The 20,565-nt window shown below is 57.8% G+C and carries 14 protein-coding genes, 1 tRNA gene and 1 pseudogene; 5 read left to right on the top strand and 11 right to left on the bottom strand.

All coding sequences use genetic code 11. From position 1 onward, the window contains the following. Positions 1-7: 7 nt before the first annotated feature. On the bottom strand, positions 8-1,690 hold the full coding sequence (locus QMK58_RS27245; protein WP_320395649.1) for a flavin monoamine oxidase family protein: 1,683 nt from the start codon (positions 1,688-1,690) through the stop codon (positions 8-10). A 286-nt stretch (positions 1,691-1,976) separates the two neighbouring features. Next, a complete protein-coding gene (locus tag QMK58_RS27240) occupies positions 1,977-2,438 on the bottom strand; it encodes an Lrp/AsnC family transcriptional regulator (protein WP_053162983.1) in 462 nt (153 codons plus the stop codon). 184 nt (positions 2,439-2,622) lie between these two features. Here QMK58_RS27240 and QMK58_RS27235 point away from each other — a divergent pair, with 184 nt between their 5' ends. Together QMK58_RS27235 and QMK58_RS27230 are read left to right on the top strand one after the other, a co-directional pair. Next, entirely contained in the window at positions 2,623-4,977 is a 2,355-nt protein-coding gene (locus QMK58_RS27235) for a glucose/quinate/shikimate family membrane-bound PQQ-dependent dehydrogenase (RefSeq protein WP_320395648.1), read from the top strand. A 204-nt stretch (positions 4,978-5,181) separates the two neighbouring features. Beyond that, positions 5,182-5,862: a peptidase M41 gene (locus QMK58_RS27230; RefSeq protein ID WP_053162979.1), complete on the top strand. Its 681-nt coding sequence runs from the start codon at positions 5,182-5,184 to the stop codon at positions 5,860-5,862. A gap of 82 nt (positions 5,863-5,944) precedes the next feature. Here the strand turns inward: QMK58_RS27230 and QMK58_RS27225 are convergent, their stop codons facing one another. The 6 genes from QMK58_RS27225 to QMK58_RS27200 all read right to left on the bottom strand — a co-directional run bounded on the left by QMK58_RS27225 (position 5,945) and on the right by QMK58_RS27200 (position 11,945). Beyond that, positions 5,945-6,223 carry a DUF3077 domain-containing protein gene (locus tag QMK58_RS27225; protein ID WP_320396566.1) on the bottom strand — a complete coding sequence of 93 codons (279 nt, stop codon included), beginning with the start codon at positions 6,221-6,223 and terminating at the stop codon, positions 5,945-5,947. Between the two features lie 466 nt (positions 6,224-6,689). Beyond that, a complete protein-coding gene (locus QMK58_RS27220) occupies positions 6,690-7,343 on the bottom strand; it encodes a DsbC family protein (protein ID WP_320395647.1) in 654 nt (217 codons plus the stop codon). 185 nt (positions 7,344-7,528) lie between these two features. Then, entirely contained in the window at positions 7,529-7,972 is a 444-nt protein-coding gene (locus QMK58_RS27215; protein WP_053162974.1) for a TM2 domain-containing protein, read from the bottom strand. Positions 7,973-8,053: 81 nt separating this feature from the next. Further along, positions 8,054-8,722, bottom strand: a complete 669-nt coding sequence (locus QMK58_RS27210) for a hypothetical protein (RefSeq protein ID WP_156322394.1) — start codon at positions 8,720-8,722, stop codon at positions 8,054-8,056. A gap of 164 nt (positions 8,723-8,886) precedes the next feature. Beyond that, on the bottom strand, positions 8,887-10,611 hold the full coding sequence (locus QMK58_RS27205; protein ID WP_320395646.1) for a hypothetical protein: 1,725 nt from the start codon (positions 10,609-10,611) through the stop codon (positions 8,887-8,889). A gap of 17 nt (positions 10,612-10,628) precedes the next feature. After that, entirely contained in the window at positions 10,629-11,945 is a 1,317-nt protein-coding gene (locus QMK58_RS27200) for an OmpA family protein (protein ID WP_053162968.1), read from the bottom strand. A 1,410-nt stretch (positions 11,946-13,355) separates the two neighbouring features. Here QMK58_RS27200 and QMK58_RS27195 point away from each other — a divergent pair. The 3 genes from QMK58_RS27195 to QMK58_RS27185 are packed head-to-tail and all read left to right on the top strand — an operon-like array spanning position 13,356 to position 15,684. Further along, complete coding sequence (locus tag QMK58_RS27195; protein ID WP_053162964.1) at positions 13,356-13,841, top strand: Hcp family type VI secretion system effector; 486 nt, start codon at positions 13,356-13,358, stop codon at positions 13,839-13,841. Then, a complete protein-coding gene (locus QMK58_RS27190) occupies positions 13,838-15,301 on the top strand; it encodes a hypothetical protein (protein WP_320395645.1) in 1,464 nt (487 codons plus the stop codon). The genes QMK58_RS27195 and QMK58_RS27190 overlap by 4 nt, the downstream gene beginning before the upstream one ends. After that, complete coding sequence (locus QMK58_RS27185) at positions 15,298-15,684, top strand: hypothetical protein (protein ID WP_053162960.1); 387 nt, start codon at positions 15,298-15,300, stop codon at positions 15,682-15,684. The genes QMK58_RS27190 and QMK58_RS27185 overlap by 4 nt, the downstream gene beginning before the upstream one ends. Positions 15,685-15,729: 45 nt before the next feature. Here QMK58_RS27185 and QMK58_RS27180 read toward each other — a convergent pair. From QMK58_RS27180 to QMK58_RS27170, 3 genes and pseudogenes are all read right to left on the bottom strand, one after another. After that, positions 15,730-16,582, bottom strand: a pseudogene (locus QMK58_RS27180) (hypothetical protein); the annotation flags it as partial. Positions 16,583-16,656: 74 nt separating this feature from the next. Then, a tRNA-Ile gene (locus tag QMK58_RS27175) sits at positions 16,657-16,733 on the bottom strand. A 15-nt stretch (positions 16,734-16,748) separates the two neighbouring features. Next, a complete protein-coding gene (locus QMK58_RS27170; RefSeq protein WP_320395644.1) occupies positions 16,749-20,495 on the bottom strand; it encodes a bifunctional diguanylate cyclase/phosphodiesterase in 3,747 nt (1,248 codons plus the stop codon). Between the last annotated feature and the right edge of the window lie 70 nt (positions 20,496-20,565).

The raw sequence follows: 20,565 nt of genomic DNA, 5'->3' as shown, positions 1-20,565 counted from the left end.
ATTCCTCTTACTCGGGCAGGGCGATCGGCCCGATCTCGTTGAACACATCTCCTGGACCCGGATTCTCGGCGTGAGTTGCACCGCCGAAGTGTTTCATGATGCCCCACACCGCGTTGAGCGACGTCTGCACCGCGCCCTCAACCCAGGCCGGCGTCCACGAAACGTCGTCGCCAGCGATGAAAATTCCGCGTTGCTCAGCGGGCATGTCGTCCTGCATGAAGTGCGCGTACATGCGCTGGTTGTAGCGGTAGTGACCGGGCAGGGCGCCTTTGAAGGCTCCCAGGAAGTGCGGGTCGGCTTCCCAGGACACGGTGATCGGATCGCCGATGATTCTCGCGGCAATGTCGACTTTCGGGTAGATCTTCTTCAATGCATCCAGCGCCAGTTTCACGCGTTTTTCCACCGGCTGCGGGAGCATTTTCAACGCGTCGCTCATCCACGAGTACGACAGGCAGATCACCCCCGGCTTGTCGTCGCCGTTGTCGAACAGGTAGGTGCCGCGGGTCAGGCGATCAGTGAGGGTCATGCTCATCAGGTCGCGGCCGGTTTCCGGGTCTTTGTCCTTCCAGAACGGACGGTCGACCATGACGAAGGTTTTCGACGACTGCATGTAACGGGTGCGGTCCAGGGCCATCCACATCTTTTGCGAGAACAGGGTTTCGTCGCATTCGATCTGGGTGGTCAGCAGCCAGCTCTGGCAGGTGGTCAGCACCGCGGCATATTCGCGGGTATCGCCCCAGTTGTCGGTGACGGCGAAACGGCCACCCGGCGCGTGGGCAATTTTCTTCACGCCGGTACGCGGCGCACCCTTGTGCAGAGAGCTGAGGCTGGTGCCTTCGGGCCAGTGCACGCAACGTTCCGGCACATGGCGCCAGATGCCCTGCGGTACCTGTTCCACGCCACCCACCACGAGGTGTTGGTGATCGTCGCAGTTGGTCATCACCACACGGAAAATTTCCAGCATCGAGTTCGGGAAGTCAGAGTCCCAGCCGCCGGTGCCGAAGCCGACCTGGCCGAACACTTCGCGGTGATGGAACGAGAGCTTGGCGAACGCTTTGGAGGTGGCGACGAAATCGTAGAAGGTGCGGTCGTCCCACAGCGGCACCAGGGTGTTCCACAGTTCCTTGAGGCGTGGCACGTCGCGGTCGCGAATGGCTTGCTGGATATCGGAGAACTGCGAACCGGCTTCAAGCGCATCAGCCCAGGCGTCAGCCACTTCCTGAAACAGTGCAGGAAGGTCCGACAGCTTCTGTGCGTAATGGGTTTTACCTTCGAGGTCGATCACCGTGCTGCCCGACGCAGGCGTCAGCGGGTTAGGGAACGGTTTGGTTTCCAGGCCCAGCTTGTCGACGTAGTGATAGAACGCGGTAGATGACACCGGGAAGCGCATTCCGCCCAGTTCGGCAACAATGCCTTCGGCGCCGTTGAACGCCTGAGAGCGCAGACGGCCGCCCATTTTCGACGCTTCGTAGACGACCGGTTTCAAGCCAAGCTTCATCAGCTCATACGCCGCCACCAGGCCGGCAATCCCGCCCCCGACAATCGCCACTTCGGCACCGTGATTGTGCTCGGGAATGCTGCCCAGGCCGGCGGGGTGTTCGATCCAGTCGTCGAAGGCGAAGGGAAAGTCCGGGCCGAAAATGGTGACTGGTTTCTTACCGTCTGCAGGATGGCGATTGTTCTTGTTCATGGCTGACCTAGCTGGCGACCCGACGCGGAATGCGCATCTGAGTATAGGAAAAGATGCCAGCCATTCTAGAGAGCACAGAACACGTTAATAAGACGCAAAGTGTCGTCGTTTTGATGATTGCTTGATCAATATGACGATCAAATCTCACACACTGACCACTGTAGGAGCTGGCTTGCCAGCGAAGAGGCCGTGGAATTTTGTGTTGAAGGTCCGAACGCCTTCGCTGGCAAGCCAGCTCCTACAGGTCTTTGCTAGCCTGTCAGGCACCTAAAACCACCGGAAAAACTCAAACCGGCTGCCCCCGATCAATCTTGCTGCTCAAGATGATCGAGGTCGTGGTCTTCTCCACCCCATCCACGCTGCCGATCTGATCCAGCAACTGATCCAGCTGCTCCGGCGAATCGGTGCGCAGCCACGCCACATAATCAAATTCGCCACTCACCGCACACAACTGCTGCACCTGCGCCATCGCGCTCAGGCGTCGCAACACCTCCTTGCCCGAGCGTGGCTGCACGGTGATCCCCACATACGCCTGCAACCCGCCATCTACCAGGCGCTGCCCGAGGCGCACGCCGTAACCGGTGATCACTTTGGCCTTTTCCAGACGCGCCAGGCGCGATGTGACGGTGGTGCGGGCGATGCCCAATTGCCGCGCAAGCATGGCCACACTCTCGCGGGCGTTGATCTGCAGGGCGGCAATCAATTGGCGGTCAATTTCATCAAGAACGGGTGGGCGAGTGTCAGGCAAGGGGTATCTCCAGTGGCATGGATCAATGCGCACGCATGTTACAGGCAGTTCCAGCAGGACGCTCGCGACGGAAATTTGATCTAGCCTCAATACCGTTCATGACATTTTTGCCTGCGACAAATTGCCATAAGTAACTAGGTAGTACATTATTCCGCCCTTGTCACAAATGGGGAAAACTTCCGACATGAACAATTCTGGGGCTGCCGCCGGCAGCAAATGGTTGCTGGCGGGGCTGGGTGTGCTGATTGCACTGATCGGGCTCGGCCTGGCCGCTGGCGGTGGCTATCTGATCGCGCTGGGTGGCAGCTGGTATTTCCTGCTGATGGGGCTGGCGATGCTGGCGTCCGGGTTGATGATTGCCAGGCGCAAGCCGTTCGGTGCCAAGTTGTATGGTGTGGCGTTGGTCCTCACTGCGATCTGGGCCGTTTGGGATACGGGGCTTGAATACTGGCCCCTGGTCTCTCGGGTGCTGACGTTTGCGGTGATCGGCCTGGTTGTAGCGTTGGTCTATCCGACCCTCGTCCGCGCTTCGGGTGCGACAGGTGGTCGTGGTGCCTACGGTTTGGCGGGCATTCTGGGTGTTGGCGTCGTTGCGACCATGGCCTACATGTTCGTGCCGACCCACGTGGTGAAAAACACCACTGTACCAGCGGTAACGCCGGTCGCTCCGGGCACCGAGCAAAAAGACTGGGCGCACTGGGGCAATACCACTGCCGGCAACCGCTTTGCCGCGCTGGACCAGATCAACAAGGGCAACATCGACAAGTTGCAGGTTGCCTGGACCTTCCGCACCGGCGACATCCCGCAAAGCACTGGTGCGGGCGCCGAAGACCAGAACACCCCGCAGCAAATCGGTGACACGGTCTACACCTGCACCGCCTACGGCAAAGTCTTCGCCCTGGATGCCGACACCGGCACTCAACGCTGGAAGTTCGACCCGCAGGGCACCGCGCCTAACTGGCAGCGCTGCCGTGGCCTGGGTTACTCCGAAACCCCGGTGTCTTCGGACAATCAGCCAACCGCCTGTAAGAAACGTCTGTTTTTGCCGACCGGCGATGCGCGTCTGATCGCCATCAACGCTGAAACCGGCAAGCCCTGCGAAGAATTCGGCAATAAAGGCACCGTCGATCTGACCATCGACATGGGCGAAGTGAAGCCCGGTTACTACCAGCAAACCTCGACCCCGTTGGTTGCGGGTGACGTAGTGATCGTCGGTGGCCGCGTGGCCGATAACTACTCCACTGGCGAGCCGCCGGGCGTGGTGCGTGCCTACGACGTGCGCAGCGGTGAACTGGTCTGGGCGTGGGATCCGGGTAACCCGAACACCACCCAACGCCCTCCGGCCGGTGAGACCTACACCCGTGGTACGCCGAACGTCTGGTCGGCCATGTCCTACGACGCCAAGCTCGGTCTGGTCTACCTGCCAACCGGCAACGCCACGCCGGACTTCTTCGGCGGTCAGCGCACCGAGATGGACAACAAGTGGAACTCGTCCGTCGTTGCCATTGACGTGAAAACCGGCCAGGTGCGCTGGCATTTCCAGACTACCCACAACGATTTGTGGGACTTTGACCTGCCGGCCCAACCGCTGCTGTACGACGTGCCCGACGACAAGGGCGGCACCCAGCCGGCGCTGGCGCAAGTCACCAAGCAGGGCGAGATCTTCCTGCTCAACCGTGAGACCGGCGTGCCGATCGCTCGCGTTGAAGAGCGTCCGGTGCCGCAGGGCCATGTGCCCGGCGAACACTACTCGCCAACCCAGCCGTTCTCTGTCGATATGCCGTCAATCGGCAACAAGACCCTGACCGAATCCGACATGTGGGGCGCCACGCCGTTCGACCAATTGATGTGCCGCATCCAGTTCAAAGGTATGCGCCACGAAGGCGTCTACACCCCGCCGGGCATGGATCGCGCCCTGCAATTCCCGGGCTCGCTGGGCGGCATGAACTGGGGCAGCGTCTCGGTTGATCCGAACACTAACTACATGTTCGTCAACGACATGCGCCTGGGCCTGGCCAACTACATGATCCCGCGTGACAAGATCGGCGCCGGGGCCAGCGGTATCGAAATGGGCGTGGTGCCGCAGGAAGGCACGCCGTTCGGCGCCATGCGCGAACGCTTTCTCTCGGCGGTCGGCATCCCGTGCCAGAAACCACCGTTCGGCACCATGTCGGCCATCGACCTGAAGACCCACAAACTGATGTGGCAAGTCCCGGTCGGCACCGTGCAAGACACTGGCCCGATGGGCATCCGCATGCACCTGCCGATCCCGATCGGCATGCCGACCCTTGGCGCATCGCTCGCCACCCAGTCGGGCCTGCTGTTCTTCGCCGGCACCCAGGACTTCTACCTGCGCGCCTTCGATACCGGCAACGGCAACGAAATCTGGAAATCGCGCCTGCCGGTAGGCAGCCAGTCCGGGCCGATGACCTACGTTTCACCAAAAACCGGCAAGCAGTACATCCTGCTGACGGTGGGCGGTGCGCGTCAGTCGACGGATCGCGGGGATTATGTGATTGCTTACGCTTTACCCAAGTAAGGCACGGTGAACCTTTGTAGGGGCGAGCTCGCTCGCGATGGACGTCAACGAATACGCGTACTCGCTGAATAAACGCGTCGTACTTGAGTTCATCGCGAGCGCGCTCGCTCCTACAGAAGGCGCCTGATGCCTTGATTGCTCAGCACTACGCCGTTGCGCGACGTCGGCTAGCATTGAGGTAATCAAGGGTGCGAGGCGAAAGACATGACGACAAACCTGCCTGCCGCTGTACGAAACCGTGCGTTGCAGATTGCCCATCACGAGATGGGTCACTACGTCGTGGCCCGCACACTGGGCTTTGAAACGGGCGGAGTGACATTGACCGTGACCATGGATCTACGGCATCAAGGTGGCGCGTCCATTTCCCTGGTGCGGCCAATCACTTCGATGGACGCCATGACGGAGTATCTGGAAGCCCGGATGATGGTCCTCCTGGCTGGCGCAATGGCGCAGACACTCCCTTCAAAACCTTCAGCCGCCAAACGCGTCGATAAAGCGAAAGCCACGGCCATCCTCAAAGGTGAGCAGGGGGCGGAACAGGATTACGCGAAAGTCAGAGAGTTACAGCACCTGCTACGTAACATCACATATCCAGATACCGATCCAGCGTCGTCCGAACACATCGCAGCGCAGCTTAAAGCGATGACTGATCGGGTGTGGATTCAGACGCAAAAAATCATCGAGGATCAGGCCGGGACGATTTTCGAATTGGCTACCGCGCTGGTCGACGGCATGGCGCTCGTTGAGCAATGGGGGCGGGCGGCGGATACGTATGAGGTCGTGTTCACCGGGGCGATGCTGGAGGGGATGAGGGCGGTGCAGGCCATCCCTTCGTTACCTGGTTGGACTGACAGTTGCAGTGATGTTGTTCAGCACTGGAAGTAACGACGGGTCGAAGAGTCTGGTTCTAAAGGTCCCAAAAAGGGAATGCTCGGTCCCTTTTTGGGAATCTTCACCTTTGCCGTGATTATGAGTTTTTCGATGCGGCTGCTTCCTTTGTTGTTTGAACTGGCCGGCGATCCAGCACCTTCGCCACATCATCGATGACTGCCTTGCTCATGGCCGTCAGGTAATGCGCTGCCCAGGCGTGGCGGTCGGTGCCTCTGGTGTAGGCGGCGTCGATGGTCAGCTCTTTGGCGAGACACAACAGATCGGAGGCCTGAGCCAAAGCATCGGCAAGCGGAACGCCGCGACTGACGTGGAACAGCGCCTGATTCTTGCAGTAGATGAAGGGGGTGAAGCCGATGGTTTTTAGTTCTGAGGGTGCGGGCTAGTCTGTTTTGCTCATGGGATTGCTCCTGGTTACTCAAGAAGCCGCCACTTTCGTTTCCAAGCGAATGGGTGGCAGCTGTGCGCAGGTTGGAAAACCGGGAACCAGAGAAACCGGCACGCCCAAAGGCGTCCCACGCACAGCTGCCATGAAGCAGGATTGCAGTCGTAAAAACGTATGCAGTCCTAACTGGGCGCCTTTGCGTTACGGTTCGACGGGTTTCCAAGCCCGATCGCTGATCGGTCAGCGACGGCGGAGACTGTCCCGTCAAAGAAAGGCGCAACAAGGCGGCAAAGTGCCCAAACAGCAGATTCGGAGTTTGCCTACAACGTCCTACGGCGTCATCCGATAAAGCGAAACCTTAATTAACCAAAACTACACAGCAGACACAAAATAACCGAATGAGCATCTGCCTTTCGTAAAGACAAAAACCCGTTCAAAATCAGCGCACGTTCGAAACCATTTTGACCCCCAAAATCGCCCGCTCGGGCAACCCTTCGGTGCGCTTCACGCCTTGGGCCCAATGGCCGTCCGGGTAATAAGTCGTCGGGGTGGCGCTCACGCCAATGGCTTTACCGGCATTCTGCTGCGCGGCAAGGGTGCTGATGTCTTTACTGCTGCATGTTTGCGCCTTCACCGACTTGCCATGCATTGCGTCGTCGAGTGCCTGTTTCGGGTCGTCGCTGCACCAGACGTTTTTGTACACCGTCCAGGCCGGTTCATTGAGTTGGCCCGATGGCCAGGCGACGTAGCGCACCTCAATCCCCTTGGCATTGAACTCAGGCACCTTCTTGTGCAATTCACGGGAGTAGGGGCAGGTCGCATCGGCGAACACATAGACGTAAGCCTTGGGGTTAGCCGGGCTGAAGGAGATCCAGTTTTCCGGCTGCAGCTTACCCAGCGCTTCACGAACATAGCGCAATTGCGGTTCAGGCTTGGGTATCGGTGGCTGCGTCAGTTGCGAAAAGAAACTGCCGATGCTTTTTGTAGCATCGCCGAGGCCAACGGTTTCCGCCTGAGCAGACGGTGAGGTGAGAAAAAGCACGGCGGTGAGACTGGCACTTGCCAGGCTGCACGAATCTTTATTTAGAGTCATCCCTGTTGCGCGAGCGTCGCGCCTCCGAGTCAGGTCATATTTTGCGGTGATTGGCTGTACGCGCAGCGCCAGAGCCTGCAGGCGAGGGAGATGGCTGCGCCAATGTGGCGACAGAGGCTGCAATGTGCCGCAGCCTCTGGATGTGAAGTAACAACTAACTTTGACGATCGGCTAGTCGTGAGTGGTTAGAACCACGGCTTGGCAGAGTTGACGTAGGTACGTTCGAAATCTTCGTCTGACTTGGTGAGGTAAATAATGAATTCAACAAAGGCAATGATGCCGATGATCATGGATGGAACGCCCAGCAGGATAAACCCGAAGAGGAACAGCAACAGCATGATCACGCCTTGCTTGTTGTAGCCAAGGAAGAACTTGTGAGCACCAAAGGCGCCAAGAAACAAAGCCAGAAGTGCGGCGGTTATTTTCTTTGAGTTACCGACGGTCACGCCGGGTTCCTGGTAGATCGTCTCGGCAACACCATTGTTTGTAGAGAAATCCACTTTGACGCCAGATTTCGGCAATACCGAGCTTTTCCACTGTGCAACTTCAAAAGTGTAGCGATTTCCGTCATCGGCACTGATGATGCCGGTGCGGCTTTCACTATTGAAGTCCAGGATTTTCCCTTTCATGCAGTATTTCCTTTTGCTATTGGATGTTGGTTTTCAGTAAGTGTTGGTCAAGGCGGTCGTGCCGCCTTTTACCCGTGCCTGCTATTCAATTTCTGCGGTCAGTTCCGGTGTGCCAAAGCCTGCAAGTTCGGCATTTGATTGTTCAAAATAGCCTTGCCAGAAAGACTTCAGGTTGCTGATCATCTTGCCGGAGCGATAGCCGTTCTTGCTGGAATCAGGCACGAAGGCCGCGCCATGAACAAAAATGCGTGCGCCTCCAAAATCAGCCAACATGTTCTGCTTCTTGACCTTTTCCAGTTCAGCAGGGGCGTTGATGTCGCGAATGCGGTTTGCAGCGTAGAAGCTGCCAAAGTCGCTGTATTCCAGCATGTCGGACATCAGCAGCACGACTTGCTGGTTGGTGTCCTTGGCTTTGCTGGTATCTCTGGAGATTTCACGCAGGCTGAACAGGATCTCGCTGCGCGGAATATCGGTGGTCGATGCTCTCATCGTGCCCGCAAAAGCTTTGCCAAAACGCTGGAAGAGCACTTGCTGTTGCTGCTTCAGGCAACCGTCGAACTTCTTCGCGGCCATTATCGGCACGTTCGGGATGGCTTCAGGATCGATGGGGCTTTCCAGTTCACCGGCAAACTCCAGCTTGGTGTAGCGACCGTTCAAGTAGGCGCTGAAGCTGTACAGCCGAAGTTTGTCACCAGACTTCATGTACCGTTTGACGTGATTCCAGGCGGTCTTTTGCAGGTCTTCGGTCAACGGGGTCGTCTGATCAACGATGACCGTCAACAAGCGCCCTGAAGAGGGCGCCTTGAACTCGGTCAGTTTGGTGATCTCGTAACAGCTCGGCACGTCATTGCGCTCAACAGCCATCAGGGCTGCTGGGGCAAAGGCAAGGGCGGCGATGAGGTATCTGATCTTCATCAGCTCAGCTCCGCGTCCAGCTTCTGCAGCTTGTACGCGCGGCGAATCAGTGCGATATCAACGCCTTTCTTCCCGGCCACATAATCCAGATCGTCTTCTTCGAAGCCCATCAGATTGCCCCAGGCGTGCGGATCGAAACCTGCCTGTGCAACTGCTGCAACTGCTGCAACCGGCTCAGGGTTGACCACTTCGACCGCAGGTGCCGGCGCTGCGTGGACCACAGGCGTGGCTGCGTGGGCGGGTTCCGTCTTGGCTGCCACGACGGCCGGTGCTGGTGCTGCAACCGTTTCGGTGCCGTTGAGGCTGTTGATGCGGGCGCGAATCTCGTTAGCCTTGGCCATTGCAAGGTCGGAGCCTGCCTGGTCACCCTTTTTGGCCAGCTCTGTCGATTGCTTGTTCAGATTGTCCAGAATGCCGCTCAACACATCCCGTTGGTCCTTGACCATTTTCTCCGCGTGTTTGATCGCGAGGAAACGCTCAAAGGTGCGTTCGTGTTTATTGATTTCCTTCTCGTTATTGTCGTTACCCGAGATATGGAACTGCGCGCTCAGCAGGGCCTGCAAGTTGCCAAGGGCGCGTTGGGCATCAACGGCAATGGAGCGTGCAATCGTTTCATGATGAACAATAAATTCATCGGCGTTGGCAAAACCGCGGGTGGTCTTCCAGGCTTCACTCGAATGGCTGCCGGCGAAGCCGCGGGAATAGGCCATGATCGTCGAGGTGAACTGAATAAAGCAGAACAAGGCGCTCAGTACGGCGAAGGTGATCATCGATGCCCGGTGCATCGAGTCGATCTGGTCTTGCGCACTCTTGGATACCGAAGCTTGCTTGACTTCCTGCATGTCCTCGCCCAGATCGAAACTGTTTGAATCAGGCGGTGCCTGCTCCATGGACATGGAGATCGGGTTCGAGATCAGTTCGGCTTCGGTCGCTTTCAGCGTCTCGGTACGCACCGCAAACGCCGCTATTGCCAAGCCCACAATGAACACCGAGTAGATGATCAAGTAGTTGAAGGACTTGCTTGGCTTGGCAGTGTCACCCCCAACCTGGATGCGATTGAGCATCTGCTGGTAGGCCGGGCGATCGTCATCTTCAAAAGTCTTGTCGATGTTCAGACGATCCTTGCGGATGAAGTCACCGGCCGATCCGCTTTCGCGCATCGAGCTGTAGGCCATCACCTGATTGATCTTGTGGTTGATGTAGAGCTGGTGGCCGCTCTTCTCGGAAAGATAGAGGCCCACAACCGAAATCACCAGACCGATGCCCCAGGCCGTGATCATCGCCGTGTTGGGTGTAGCCATCGCCAGCACATAGGGCGCCAGTGCGTATCCGAAGGCCGAGGCTTCGACAACCATCAAGGTAAGGATCAGAGCCCACAACATCAGACCTTTTTCTTTACGGCCATCTTCATTGACCTTCAGAAGATAGTCTTCGGCCTTCTTGTAGAAAGTCCCGTCCTTGCTGTGCTTGAGGTAGTAGTGGTGATAAGCGCCGCAGAGTTCTGTTTCCGATTTCAGGAAGTGAGTTTGAGCGTCCTGCTTGCCCGGATTTTTAACCCAGTAGCTGATGGTCCCAATGAGTGGGAAGCGATGCCGGGCGATCATTAATCCATAACGAACTTTTTCCCAGTACACGATCACCGGAATCATCATTATCAGGGTGGCGATGACCGGCACCACGATGTACCAATAGGCCGTCGCAATTGCTTTTATGGTCTCTAGCATGGTGTCTTCCTTGTAAATTACTGACGGTTTGGATCGAACGAGGCGACGAACGCTGTGCCGCCCTTCGGATAGAAGATTTCGCCGCCCGATGCTTTGCCCGTGCGCTTGTCAAATACGATGTCCATGCAAGAGACCGGTGAGCTCTTCGCGTCGACCGAGAAGACTCGGTAGAGAACCTGGGACTCACCATCGTAGGTATTGGCCGAGGCCGGAACTTTGCCGGTCAGTTTCTCTTTGCTGGTCTTGTAGTCCGACTTGAAGGACATGAACGGTTGTTGGGCGAGCGCCGAGTCCTCCTTGAGGATCGAAACCGGACCGACACTGGCCAGGTGGCCATTGACCAGCTGTGCCCACGGACGCCCATCCATGCCCGGCAGATAGTCGGTGGTTTCGATCTCGTCGATCGATTTGCCAGTACCCAGGTTCATGACTTCGCCTTCGGTGCGTGGCATGTCGGCAATACAGGATCCGACCGGGGCGGATGCATAGGCGCTGGAAACCAGGGTGAACATCGACTTCTTCGGCACGATGGATTGCGCCAGTGTCGAGTTGCCATTGGTCACCGCGTGCCCGCCAAAGTCGATGCCACCCTTGCCGATAATTGCCAGAGGAGAGGGCGCCGATGTTGTCTGTTGCGGTATCGAGGGGGAAACAGCTTTGTTTGGCTTGGCCTTTGGCGCTGCCATTGGTACTTCAGCGACCACCGCGGAGGTCGCGGGCCTTGAAGCTTTCACCGGTACGGCAGGAGCCGGGGCTGCCTGTGTGCGGGTACCGTGTTCAAGGTACCTGGTGCTGTTGCGCTCACTGCGAACCCGTTCGACCAGCAATTGCTGGCTATCGATTTGCGACATCTCGACGCGCCGGTTCTTCGCACGACCCTGCTCAGTGCTGTTGTCCGCGACAGGGCGCGCAGAGCCAGCGCCCTGGTAGTAGATGTCAGTGGGCTTGATCCCGGCTTCAGCCAGAATATTGCCGACGGCGCGTGCACGTTTTTCAGACAGGGACTGGTTGAATTGCGCTGCACCGGTGGAGTCTGTGTGTCCGACGACCAGAATCTTCATGCCACCGGCGGGCGTGGGCTTCAATGCCTGGGCTTTTTGAGCGTCGGCCATGGCTTGGGCAATTTTGCGCAGTTGACGCTGACCTTCGGGGGTCAACTCAGCCGATGCGGGCGTGAACATCGTCGTATCACGCGCCTGTGCCTCAATGCCTACCGACGCCTCTTTGGAAGCCCCGCCGGCAGCCGTATTGGCAACGATCTCTTTGACGTCCATGTCCATGTGCTCAGCCTGAGCAATGTCCTGGAGGCGCTTGACTCGGTTCTGATAGAGCATTGTTGCTCCGCAACCAATACCGGCACCGACGACCGCTCCGACTTCTGGTTTGCCGTTAACAGCGGCGGCCAGTAGAGCCCCTGCGACCGCACCAACCGCGCCACCCACAACGCAGGCTGTAGCCCCTGATGACGAACCCAGCTGATTATCAATAGTGGCGCAGCCCGCAACCCCAGTCGCAATCGCCACTGCGAGAGCAGTCGGCCGGAGAAACCCCTGTTTCAACATCATGTTCAATCGTTCCTTCGCAATTAGGCCGGGGACCGGTTTGAGTCCAGGTCGTCCTGTCTGTTTTTAGCCGTTGGCCTCGCCGGGTCGGCATCCAGTTCGTTTTGGAATGTCGCCTTCCCCCAGTGTTCGACGCGTTCACACGCCTGCTTTGCAATCACGGGGCGATATCATATTGGCATCATCGGAAAATCTAAATGATTAGATTGATTTCTTGCTCTGAGATGTCGCAAAAGCCTTGCCCATAGGAGCAGCTGCAAGTGGACAGGGTCGCCATCGCGCATTCGGAATTGCTTTGCGCACATGATCCGCAGGGCGCGGCGGTCACCGACCGGGAGGGCTAAAAGTGAAATGGCAAGACAAGAGCTGCCAGGGAGGCGTTGTTCAGAGAACACTCGGCATATGGGGCTGGAAAGGAGTGAAACTTAGCGGCGACTGTCGATCAGAAACGCGAAAGCCGCGCATTGCGCGGCTTTCGGATTTGGTGGGCCCACAGGTCCGGTACTCACAGAGTAGACGGTTTTTTTGAGAGATCGTTCCCGACCTTCCATAGCGGACTGGGTTCCGAAGCTGGCGTAGGCCACCTCAATAGAGCGTCGAGAATAGAGAAAGAAAATGAAATCAATAATTCCTCTGAAAAACATCTGTAGCCCTGAAACCACAAGGGCTACAGCCATGCAGTTGTCCCCGCCAGACCTCAAAATTCGGACGCTGAAAAGTTGGCGTGTAGATTCTGAAAATACCTCATCCCCTGCATTTTCTTGTTTTTCACCGCTCTAGTCTGGGCCTCTTCTCTTTTCGCTGCCTGCGCTCCACCTGGGGCATCGTGCGCAATATCTTTTCCAAAAATTGCAAAACCTTTAACAAAATGAAAAACGCCATAACCCGCCAAGGCTCTCAGCCGGCTTGGGCTGGAGGGTTGTTTTCATCACCCGATTCTTTTCGCAAAAAAAGTGCACGAAGCCCGTCGGCGGGAGGGGGAAAAGTGCGTTCCCATCCGTGCTTTTCTCAACTCGTAGATTTTTCGAGTACCTGGATTCGTGACTTGTGGGACCGGGTCATGTATCGAGTCGCGCGCCCCCTAGCACTAGACATATTCTGTATAGCTTTCCGGTACTTGCCCGACGGCACGGCTAAAACCCTTGTAATAGGATGTTCGCCTAACCGAATGGAGTGATACGAATGGCGAACCCGGGTTACATGAGCATCACAGGTAAGGCCCAAGGTCTGATTTCCGCGGGCTGTTCCACGGCCGCATCGGTTGGCAACAAATACCAGTCAGCCCATACCGATGAAATCATGGTGCTGGCTTTCCACCACAACATGACCAACATTGGGAACATCTCTAAACCCACGCACAACCCGATTATCATCACCAAAAACGTCGACAAATCCTCCCCGCTCCTCGCGCAAGCTCTGGCTAGCCAAGAAGAAATCAACTGCACCATTAATTTCTATCGTGTGTCTGCTGCGGGCAACCAGGAAAAATTCTATTCCGTGTCGATCACGGGGGGAGTCATTGCGGATCTGACGCTGGAGATGCCCCATGCGGTGTTGCAAGGTGACGCCGAACCCGAAGAGCAGTTGGCCATTCGCTATCGCCAGATTACCTGGAACCACCACGCGGCAGGCACCAGCGGCTACGCCTCCTGGGGCACGGAAGGGTGAGTCGTTTCGGTGTCTGGGACGTTCAGAGCGCGGCGGGCCGACTGATCGCGCAAGCACACACGGTCAGTGCTCGCCATCTGGTCCACGGAGTGGCGCGTGTCCGGTTCAATCGGGAGGTGGCCGCTTACGCCAAGCGCATTGCCGATGAGGTCGCGCAAGGGCGCAAAACCCCTGAGCAAGGCATTCAGGCCCTACTCCAAGAACAGCGCGACCTCTTGAACCAATCGCGGATCGTGGCGCGCTACAGCCAAGACGCCATACCCTGTGCGGTTAAACGCCTGCCACTTTCGAGGCTCTCCCAGCCCGTCTTGAAGCCTGACCCTGAACGGCTGCTGCGCTCTGTCCATGCTCAACATCTCAAGGCAGACACTCATACACAGACCATCACGCCGGCTGCCCCACCGCCTCCACCTGCAGAGCGTCTCGCGTTTTTCCCGCGTGAGCTCTGGCCGGAAGCTATTCCATTGCACGATCCGGGGTTCTACATCGTCCCCCAAAGCATGACAGCGGATAAGTTGAAGGCTCAGCTGTTCACAGCACCCACCCCCGCAGTTCTCGCCAAATTCAGGGCCCTCAATCCGGGTTTGGATCAGGTCAAGGCGGGGACGATGATTGTCCTCGGTGATCCCAACAACCCCAACTGCATGTGGGAGGAAGCACAGTTGATGCTGGCCGCAGCACAGGTGAATCGAGCACTTGAGCCGCTGACACCGGAGGAGGCTGATTTCATGGCGCGTCACCGTGAGGAAATTGAGTCGTTTCTCACCAAAGGCTCCCCGGCTATCGGTGTCGGGGTCGCAATCTTCGCCAGTAATCTGGACAACGTACAAAACACGCTGCGCGACATCGAGGCCTTGCACCAACGCACCTTTCAGCGAGATGGCCATCTGCGTTCCCCTGAGTTTTTCGCCGAGCGTCAGCGCTTGCTTGGCCAACTCGATACCCATCTCACGGGGTTCACCAAAAAAGGGATTGGTTTTCCCGATCACCCAAATCTCAAGAGTGCCCTGGGGATTTCCAGTCGCAGTCTGGTGCATCGTTGGCGCAAAGCCGGTGCACCGGGGCAGATACCCGGTTATGCCACGCACATTGATGGTGTGGCCAAGGCCGCCCAATACGTCAAGTACGGAGGCTGGGTTGGTACGGCCATGGGCGGTGGTGCCTCAATTATGAAGGTCCAGGACGTGTGTAACGCGGGAAATACCGAAGCCTGCGAAAAAATTAAATTTACGGAGACGGGCAGCTTTACCGGTGGTGTGGTCGGGGGGGCAGCTTCGGGGGCGTTACTTTCAGGTTCCACGGTAGGCGTATTGTGCGTTGGACTTGGCGTTCCGACGGGAGGCATAGCTACTTTGGCTTGTGGCGTGGTGGTAGTTGGCGCGGCGTCATTCGGAGCAGGTGAAATCGGAGGACGAATCTTGGAAGCTACGGCTGAAAAGATTTACGAGGCTATTCAATGAGTTTGAGCACTGCGGATAAAGTTTTTTTAGTTGTTAGCTTGATCGATTTCGGAGGGATGATTGCTTGCATCGGAGTTGCGCTCCATTTGGCATACACCCGGATGGACGAATTACTGGAGCATCTTAAAAACTGCTCGGCAATCATGATTCGGGCGCCACTTCGACATGGCGGTCCCTGGGGGAAGCTGCTATTGGTTGGAGGTATTTCTGGAATCGTTACATTCCCTAATTTTTATCTCAAAAGAGGTCAGCTAAATCCCGAGGAATTGAGAGACTTCCCCGCACAACTAAAACGCACGCTGGCCAGATTACAATGGAGTCTAATTAGCTTTTTATTGCTAATGCTCGTCCTTTGGGTGGTGGTTGAGTTAGAACTGGTTTAGCACCGCTGGCGTGGGAAACCGCCTTGGCTTCGGCCAGGGCGGCTTTTATCCCGTAATGGGCTTCATCTGGCTGCCCAGTGCGGTGGCGGTGCCCGCATGCGACAAAAAGGCCGCCGCATCGCCGGGGCTCGGTTGCGGTCCCGGCACATGGGTGTGCACCGCGATCTGATTGTTCGTCTCGGCAACCAGGTCGATCAGGTCGCAAAGGATCTGCAGCAGGTTGGTGGACTCGGAGCCGATCCATGACTTGGGCGCCTGCAGACGTTGGCTGACCTCGGACACGCTGCGACGCAGGCCCTTGATCTGCTCGTGCATCTCGCCCCCCACCGAGGCGTTGTGCTTCTGCCCCACCACCAGATTCAGGTCGCGACCGGTGGCCTGGTGCAGGTCATCGACCGCCGCCAGGCTGGCCGAGCCACCTGACAACAGCTTCAGCGCGCCCAGCGCCTCCAGCGTTTTAATCCCACCTACCGATTCGCGGCTGTGGTCCTCCACCGTGAGGCGGGTGCTCTGGTAGCGCTCCTGGTTGTCCAGTGCTTCTATTTCGCGTTCGCTCGCCGTGTCGCTGATCCTGGCATCGGTCTGGCGCGTCCAGTTGCCATCGGCGTCGACGCGCTGCTGCACCGCCTCGCTGTGTTGCCAGACCTGATCGCCTTTGGACAGCGAGGGCAGGCTCAAGCACATAGGGTTTGTGCGGCAGGCCGTAGGCGAACATGACCACCACCAGGGTGTCTTCACCCGGGAAGGCGAACAGACCCATGGCTTCACCACCGAGCGGCAGGGGCAACGGCACACCGGGCAGGATCGGCACGTCGGCATCGGGTTCGCCATCCGGACCGAGCACCTGCTTCAGGGCGACGCAGGTCCAATCGGTGAACTGGCTTTTTGCGCCAGCTGATTACAAAGTGCTTACAAAATCATCAGACACAAAAAAGGCCAACCGCAATGGTTGACCTAACTTGTTGATTTTATTGGTGGGCCCACACGGACTTGAACCGTGGACCAAAGGATTATGAGTCCTCTGCTCTAACCAACTGAGCTATAGGCCCTCAGTAGGTCGCGGATTATAGCGACGGTTTCGCGGCAGTGCCATCCGAAAAAGCCATTAGGTTTGTACGAAGAAACGTTGCGGCAAATTCATTCGGAGGTAGCGGTGGGCTGACGATGTAGCCCTGGATCTGTTCACACCCTTCGGCGGCGAGGAATTGTTGCTGTGCCTGGGTCTCGACGCCTTCGGCGATGATCGTGAATTGCATGCTGCGTCCGAGTGCGATTATGGCTCGCACGATGGCCGCGTCGTGCGGGTCGTCGGGCAGTCCGCGGACGAAAGACTGATCGATCTTGAGAATATCTAAAGGCAAACGCTTGAGGTAACTCAGGGAGGAATAGCCCGTGCCGAAGTCGTCGATAGCCAGTTGGACGCCCAATTGTTTGAGTTGGTGCAGCACCGCCAACGCCTCCTCGGCCTGGCTCATGATGAAATTTTCGGTAATTTCCAGTTGCAGAAATCCGGGGTTGAGGCCGTTGTCCTTGAGCAGTTGTTCGATCCGCCCGAGCAGGTTCGGCTGGCGCAGTTGAGCCCCAGCGAGGTTGACCGAGAGGGGGCCGAGGCCGTCATACAGCTGGTTCCATTCATACATTTGGCGGCAAGCGGTTTCGAGGACCCAGTCGCCAATTTGCAGGATCATGCCGTTTTCTTCGGCCAACGGTATGAAGTGCTCCGGCGGAACGTCACCGAAGGTCGGGTGGCGCCAGCGAATCAAGGCTTCGGCGCCGACCAGGCGGTAGTCGGCGAGGCTGATTTTCGGCTGGTAGTACAGCTGCAGTTCGTTGCGTTCGATGGCGCGGCGAAGTTCGTGTTCCAGGGCCACGCGCTCGCTGGCCTGAGCCGTCAGGTCGCGGGTGTAGCTTTCCACGCGGTTGCGGCCCTTGGCCTTGGAGCGGTACATCGCTGCGTCCGCATTCTTGATCAGCGTGGCGACATCGCCACCATCCTTGGGATAGAGACTGGTGCCGATGCTGGCGCTGATGAAAAACTCATGCTCGCCGGCCTGGAAGGGTGCGGCGAAGCAATTGAGCAGTTTGGTGGCGATGTTGTCGGCATCAGTGGGTTGTTGCAGGCCAGGTAGCATAATGATGAACTCGTCGCCACCCAGACGCGCCACGGTATCGATATCGCGCAGTTGCTCTTTGAGCCGGATGGCGATGCCTTTCAACAGCAGGTCGCCGACGGGGTGGCCGAGGCTGTCGTTGATGTGTTTGAAGCGGTCAAGGTCGAGGAACAATACGGCGCCTTGACCGCCATTTTCCTGCTGGTTGTTGAGTGCGGTCTGCAAGCGGCTTTCAAACAATGTGCGGTTGGGCAGGCCGGTCAGCGGATCATGGTGCGCCTGGTAGTCGAGTTTGGCCTGAGCGTGCTTGAGGCTGGAAATGTCGGCGAACACGGCAACAAAGTGAGTGATGAACTTGTCCCGGTTGCGCACGGCGCTGATGGTCAGCCAGCTCGGATAGAGTTCGCCATTCTTGCGTCGGTTGGAAATCTCGCCTTGCCAATGCCCCTCGGCGGTCAGTTGGTGCCACATTGCTGCGTAAAAGGCGCTGTCGTGCAGGCCCGAGGCAAGCAGGCGCGGCGTATGACCCAAGGCCTCGCTTTCGCTGTAGCCGGTGATTTCGCTGAATGCACGGTTGACCGCGCTGATGTGCTGCTGGGTATCGGTGATCAGAACGCCTTCGGCAGTGCTTTCGAACACGGTCGCGGCCTGTTGCAGTTTTTCCTGCATCAGGTGCCGCTCGGTGATGTCCCGGGCGATGGTCAGCATGCAGTCTTCATCGCCAATCGGCAGCGGACGGCTGGACACTTCGCAAAGCCGGATTTGCCCGTCGCTGCGGCGGATGTGGCAGCTGAAGTCGCGCACGAAGCCATCGCGATGCAGCAGGTCGAGCATTTGTTTGCGTTCGTTGAGGTTGACCCAGATCCCCAGATCCAGCGCGGAACGATCGACTGACATTGCGCTGTTGAACCCTGTAATGCGGCTGAAACCCTCGTTGACCTCCAGCAGCAAGCCATCGCTTTGGCGCGACAGCAGCAGACCGTCAGGGGAGGCGTGGAAGGCCTTGGCGAATTTCTCTTCGGATGTTTGCAGTTGTTGCTGGGTTTCCTTGAGCTGAGTGATATCCCGGACCACGACCACCAGCGCTGGTGTCATGTCGAGATCGAATGGTTCGGCGGAGATCAGGCCGGTAAACACCTGGCCGTTGTTGCGTCGAAAGGGCATCTCCAGGTTGCGGATGCTCCCGGCCTGCAAGCGCTGCAACAGACCCGGTCCAACGCCGGGGATGCCCCAGATATTGAGGTCGGTGGCGGTCAAGCCGATGACGTCCTCGGCCTTTAGGCCAATCTGTTCTTCAAACGCTTCGTTGACTTCCAGCAGACAGCCGTCGCAGAGCCTGGCGATTACCAGAATGTCCGGGCATTGCTGGAATACCGAGGCGAATTTCTGTTCCGACAGGCGCAGGGCTTCTTCGGTGCGCTTGGCGTCGGTGATGTCGATCATCAGCCCGCGCATCACCGGCTCATGGCCGTGTTCGATCAGGCTGACGATATCGCGCACCCACAAGCAGCGACCATCGGCGGTGATGACCCGGTAATCGAGCGTATGGTCACGTCCGGCCAGCACTTCGTGATCGCAGTAAGACTGGGCGCGGGTCAGGTCGGCGGGATGGATGATGTTGCGCCAAAAGCCCGGAATCAGCCAATGGGACAAGGGATAACCCAGCAGGTCCTCGGCGTGGGGCGATACGTAGCTGTAGGTAAAATCGTCTATCTTCGCTTCCCACGCGATGGCCGACAGGCTCTCCACCAGACCACGGTAATGGTATTCGCTGCTTCGCAGTTCCTGTTCCAGATCAACCCGACGGGTAATTTCCGAACTTAAACGGCGGTTGATCCGGATGACCACCGCCAGCACGATGGTCAGCAGCAGCAGCCCCGGCAGGCCATAGGCCAACAAATCGTTCCAGAACGTTCGATGATCGAGGACGTTACCGACCCAATGCTCTTGAATGGAGCTGATTTCCGCGGGGCTCATGTCTGCCAGGACTTTGTCGAGGATACCGACCAGGATTTTATTATCCCGGGGGACACCCATGGCCAGCTGATAGCGATAAGGGGTTTCGCCGCTGACATACAACCCGTCGAGCTTGAGCTGGCGCAGGCTCCAAACGCTGGACGCAAGATCGCCCACAACGGCGTCTACTTCATCAAGGGCCAGTGCTTGCAGGGCAGAGCTGACGTTTGGCATCGCCACCAGGTTGAGGTCTGGATGTTGGGTGCGCAGCAGTTCGTGGGGGGCGTAATTCTCCACCACGGCGATTTTCAATCCGTACAGGTCTTCGATGTTGTGGGGCTGCGGACCTCCGACATGGGCCAGAATGACGATCGGGAAGTCCAGGTAGGGGCGGGTGAAGGACAGGAAAGTCTGGCGCTCCGGAGTCGACATCACTCCGGGTAGCAGGTCCAGTTTGCCCTGTTTGGCTTGATCCAGGACAACGGTCCAGGTCACGGGCTCAACGGGTGTAAGTTTGACCGCCAGCCGCTGGCGTATCACTTGGATATAGTCGGCTGCCAGACCCTGGTAACGACTCTGGTCGTCGCGAAACTCAAACGGGGGCCAGGACGCATCGACACCCAGGCGCAAGTCCGGGTGAGCCGCCAGCCAGCTACGTTCTTCGTCAGTGAGAGTCAGCGCGCCAGCCGTTGCGGTCCAGGTCATCAGCGACAGCAAAAAAAGCACGGTCGGCAGTCTGGGCATAACGGTCTCGTTATGGCTCGGGGGAATGCTTCGAGTGTAGACGGGCTATGGGGTGGGAGGGGAGGAGCGG

This window comes from Pseudomonas sp. P8_241 (genome assembly GCF_034008315.1).
Taxonomy (GTDB): Bacteria; Pseudomonadota; Gammaproteobacteria; order Pseudomonadales; family Pseudomonadaceae; genus Aquipseudomonas.
The sequence above is the reverse complement of the archived record's forward strand: the minus strand, read 5'-3'. Positions and strand labels throughout refer to the sequence as shown.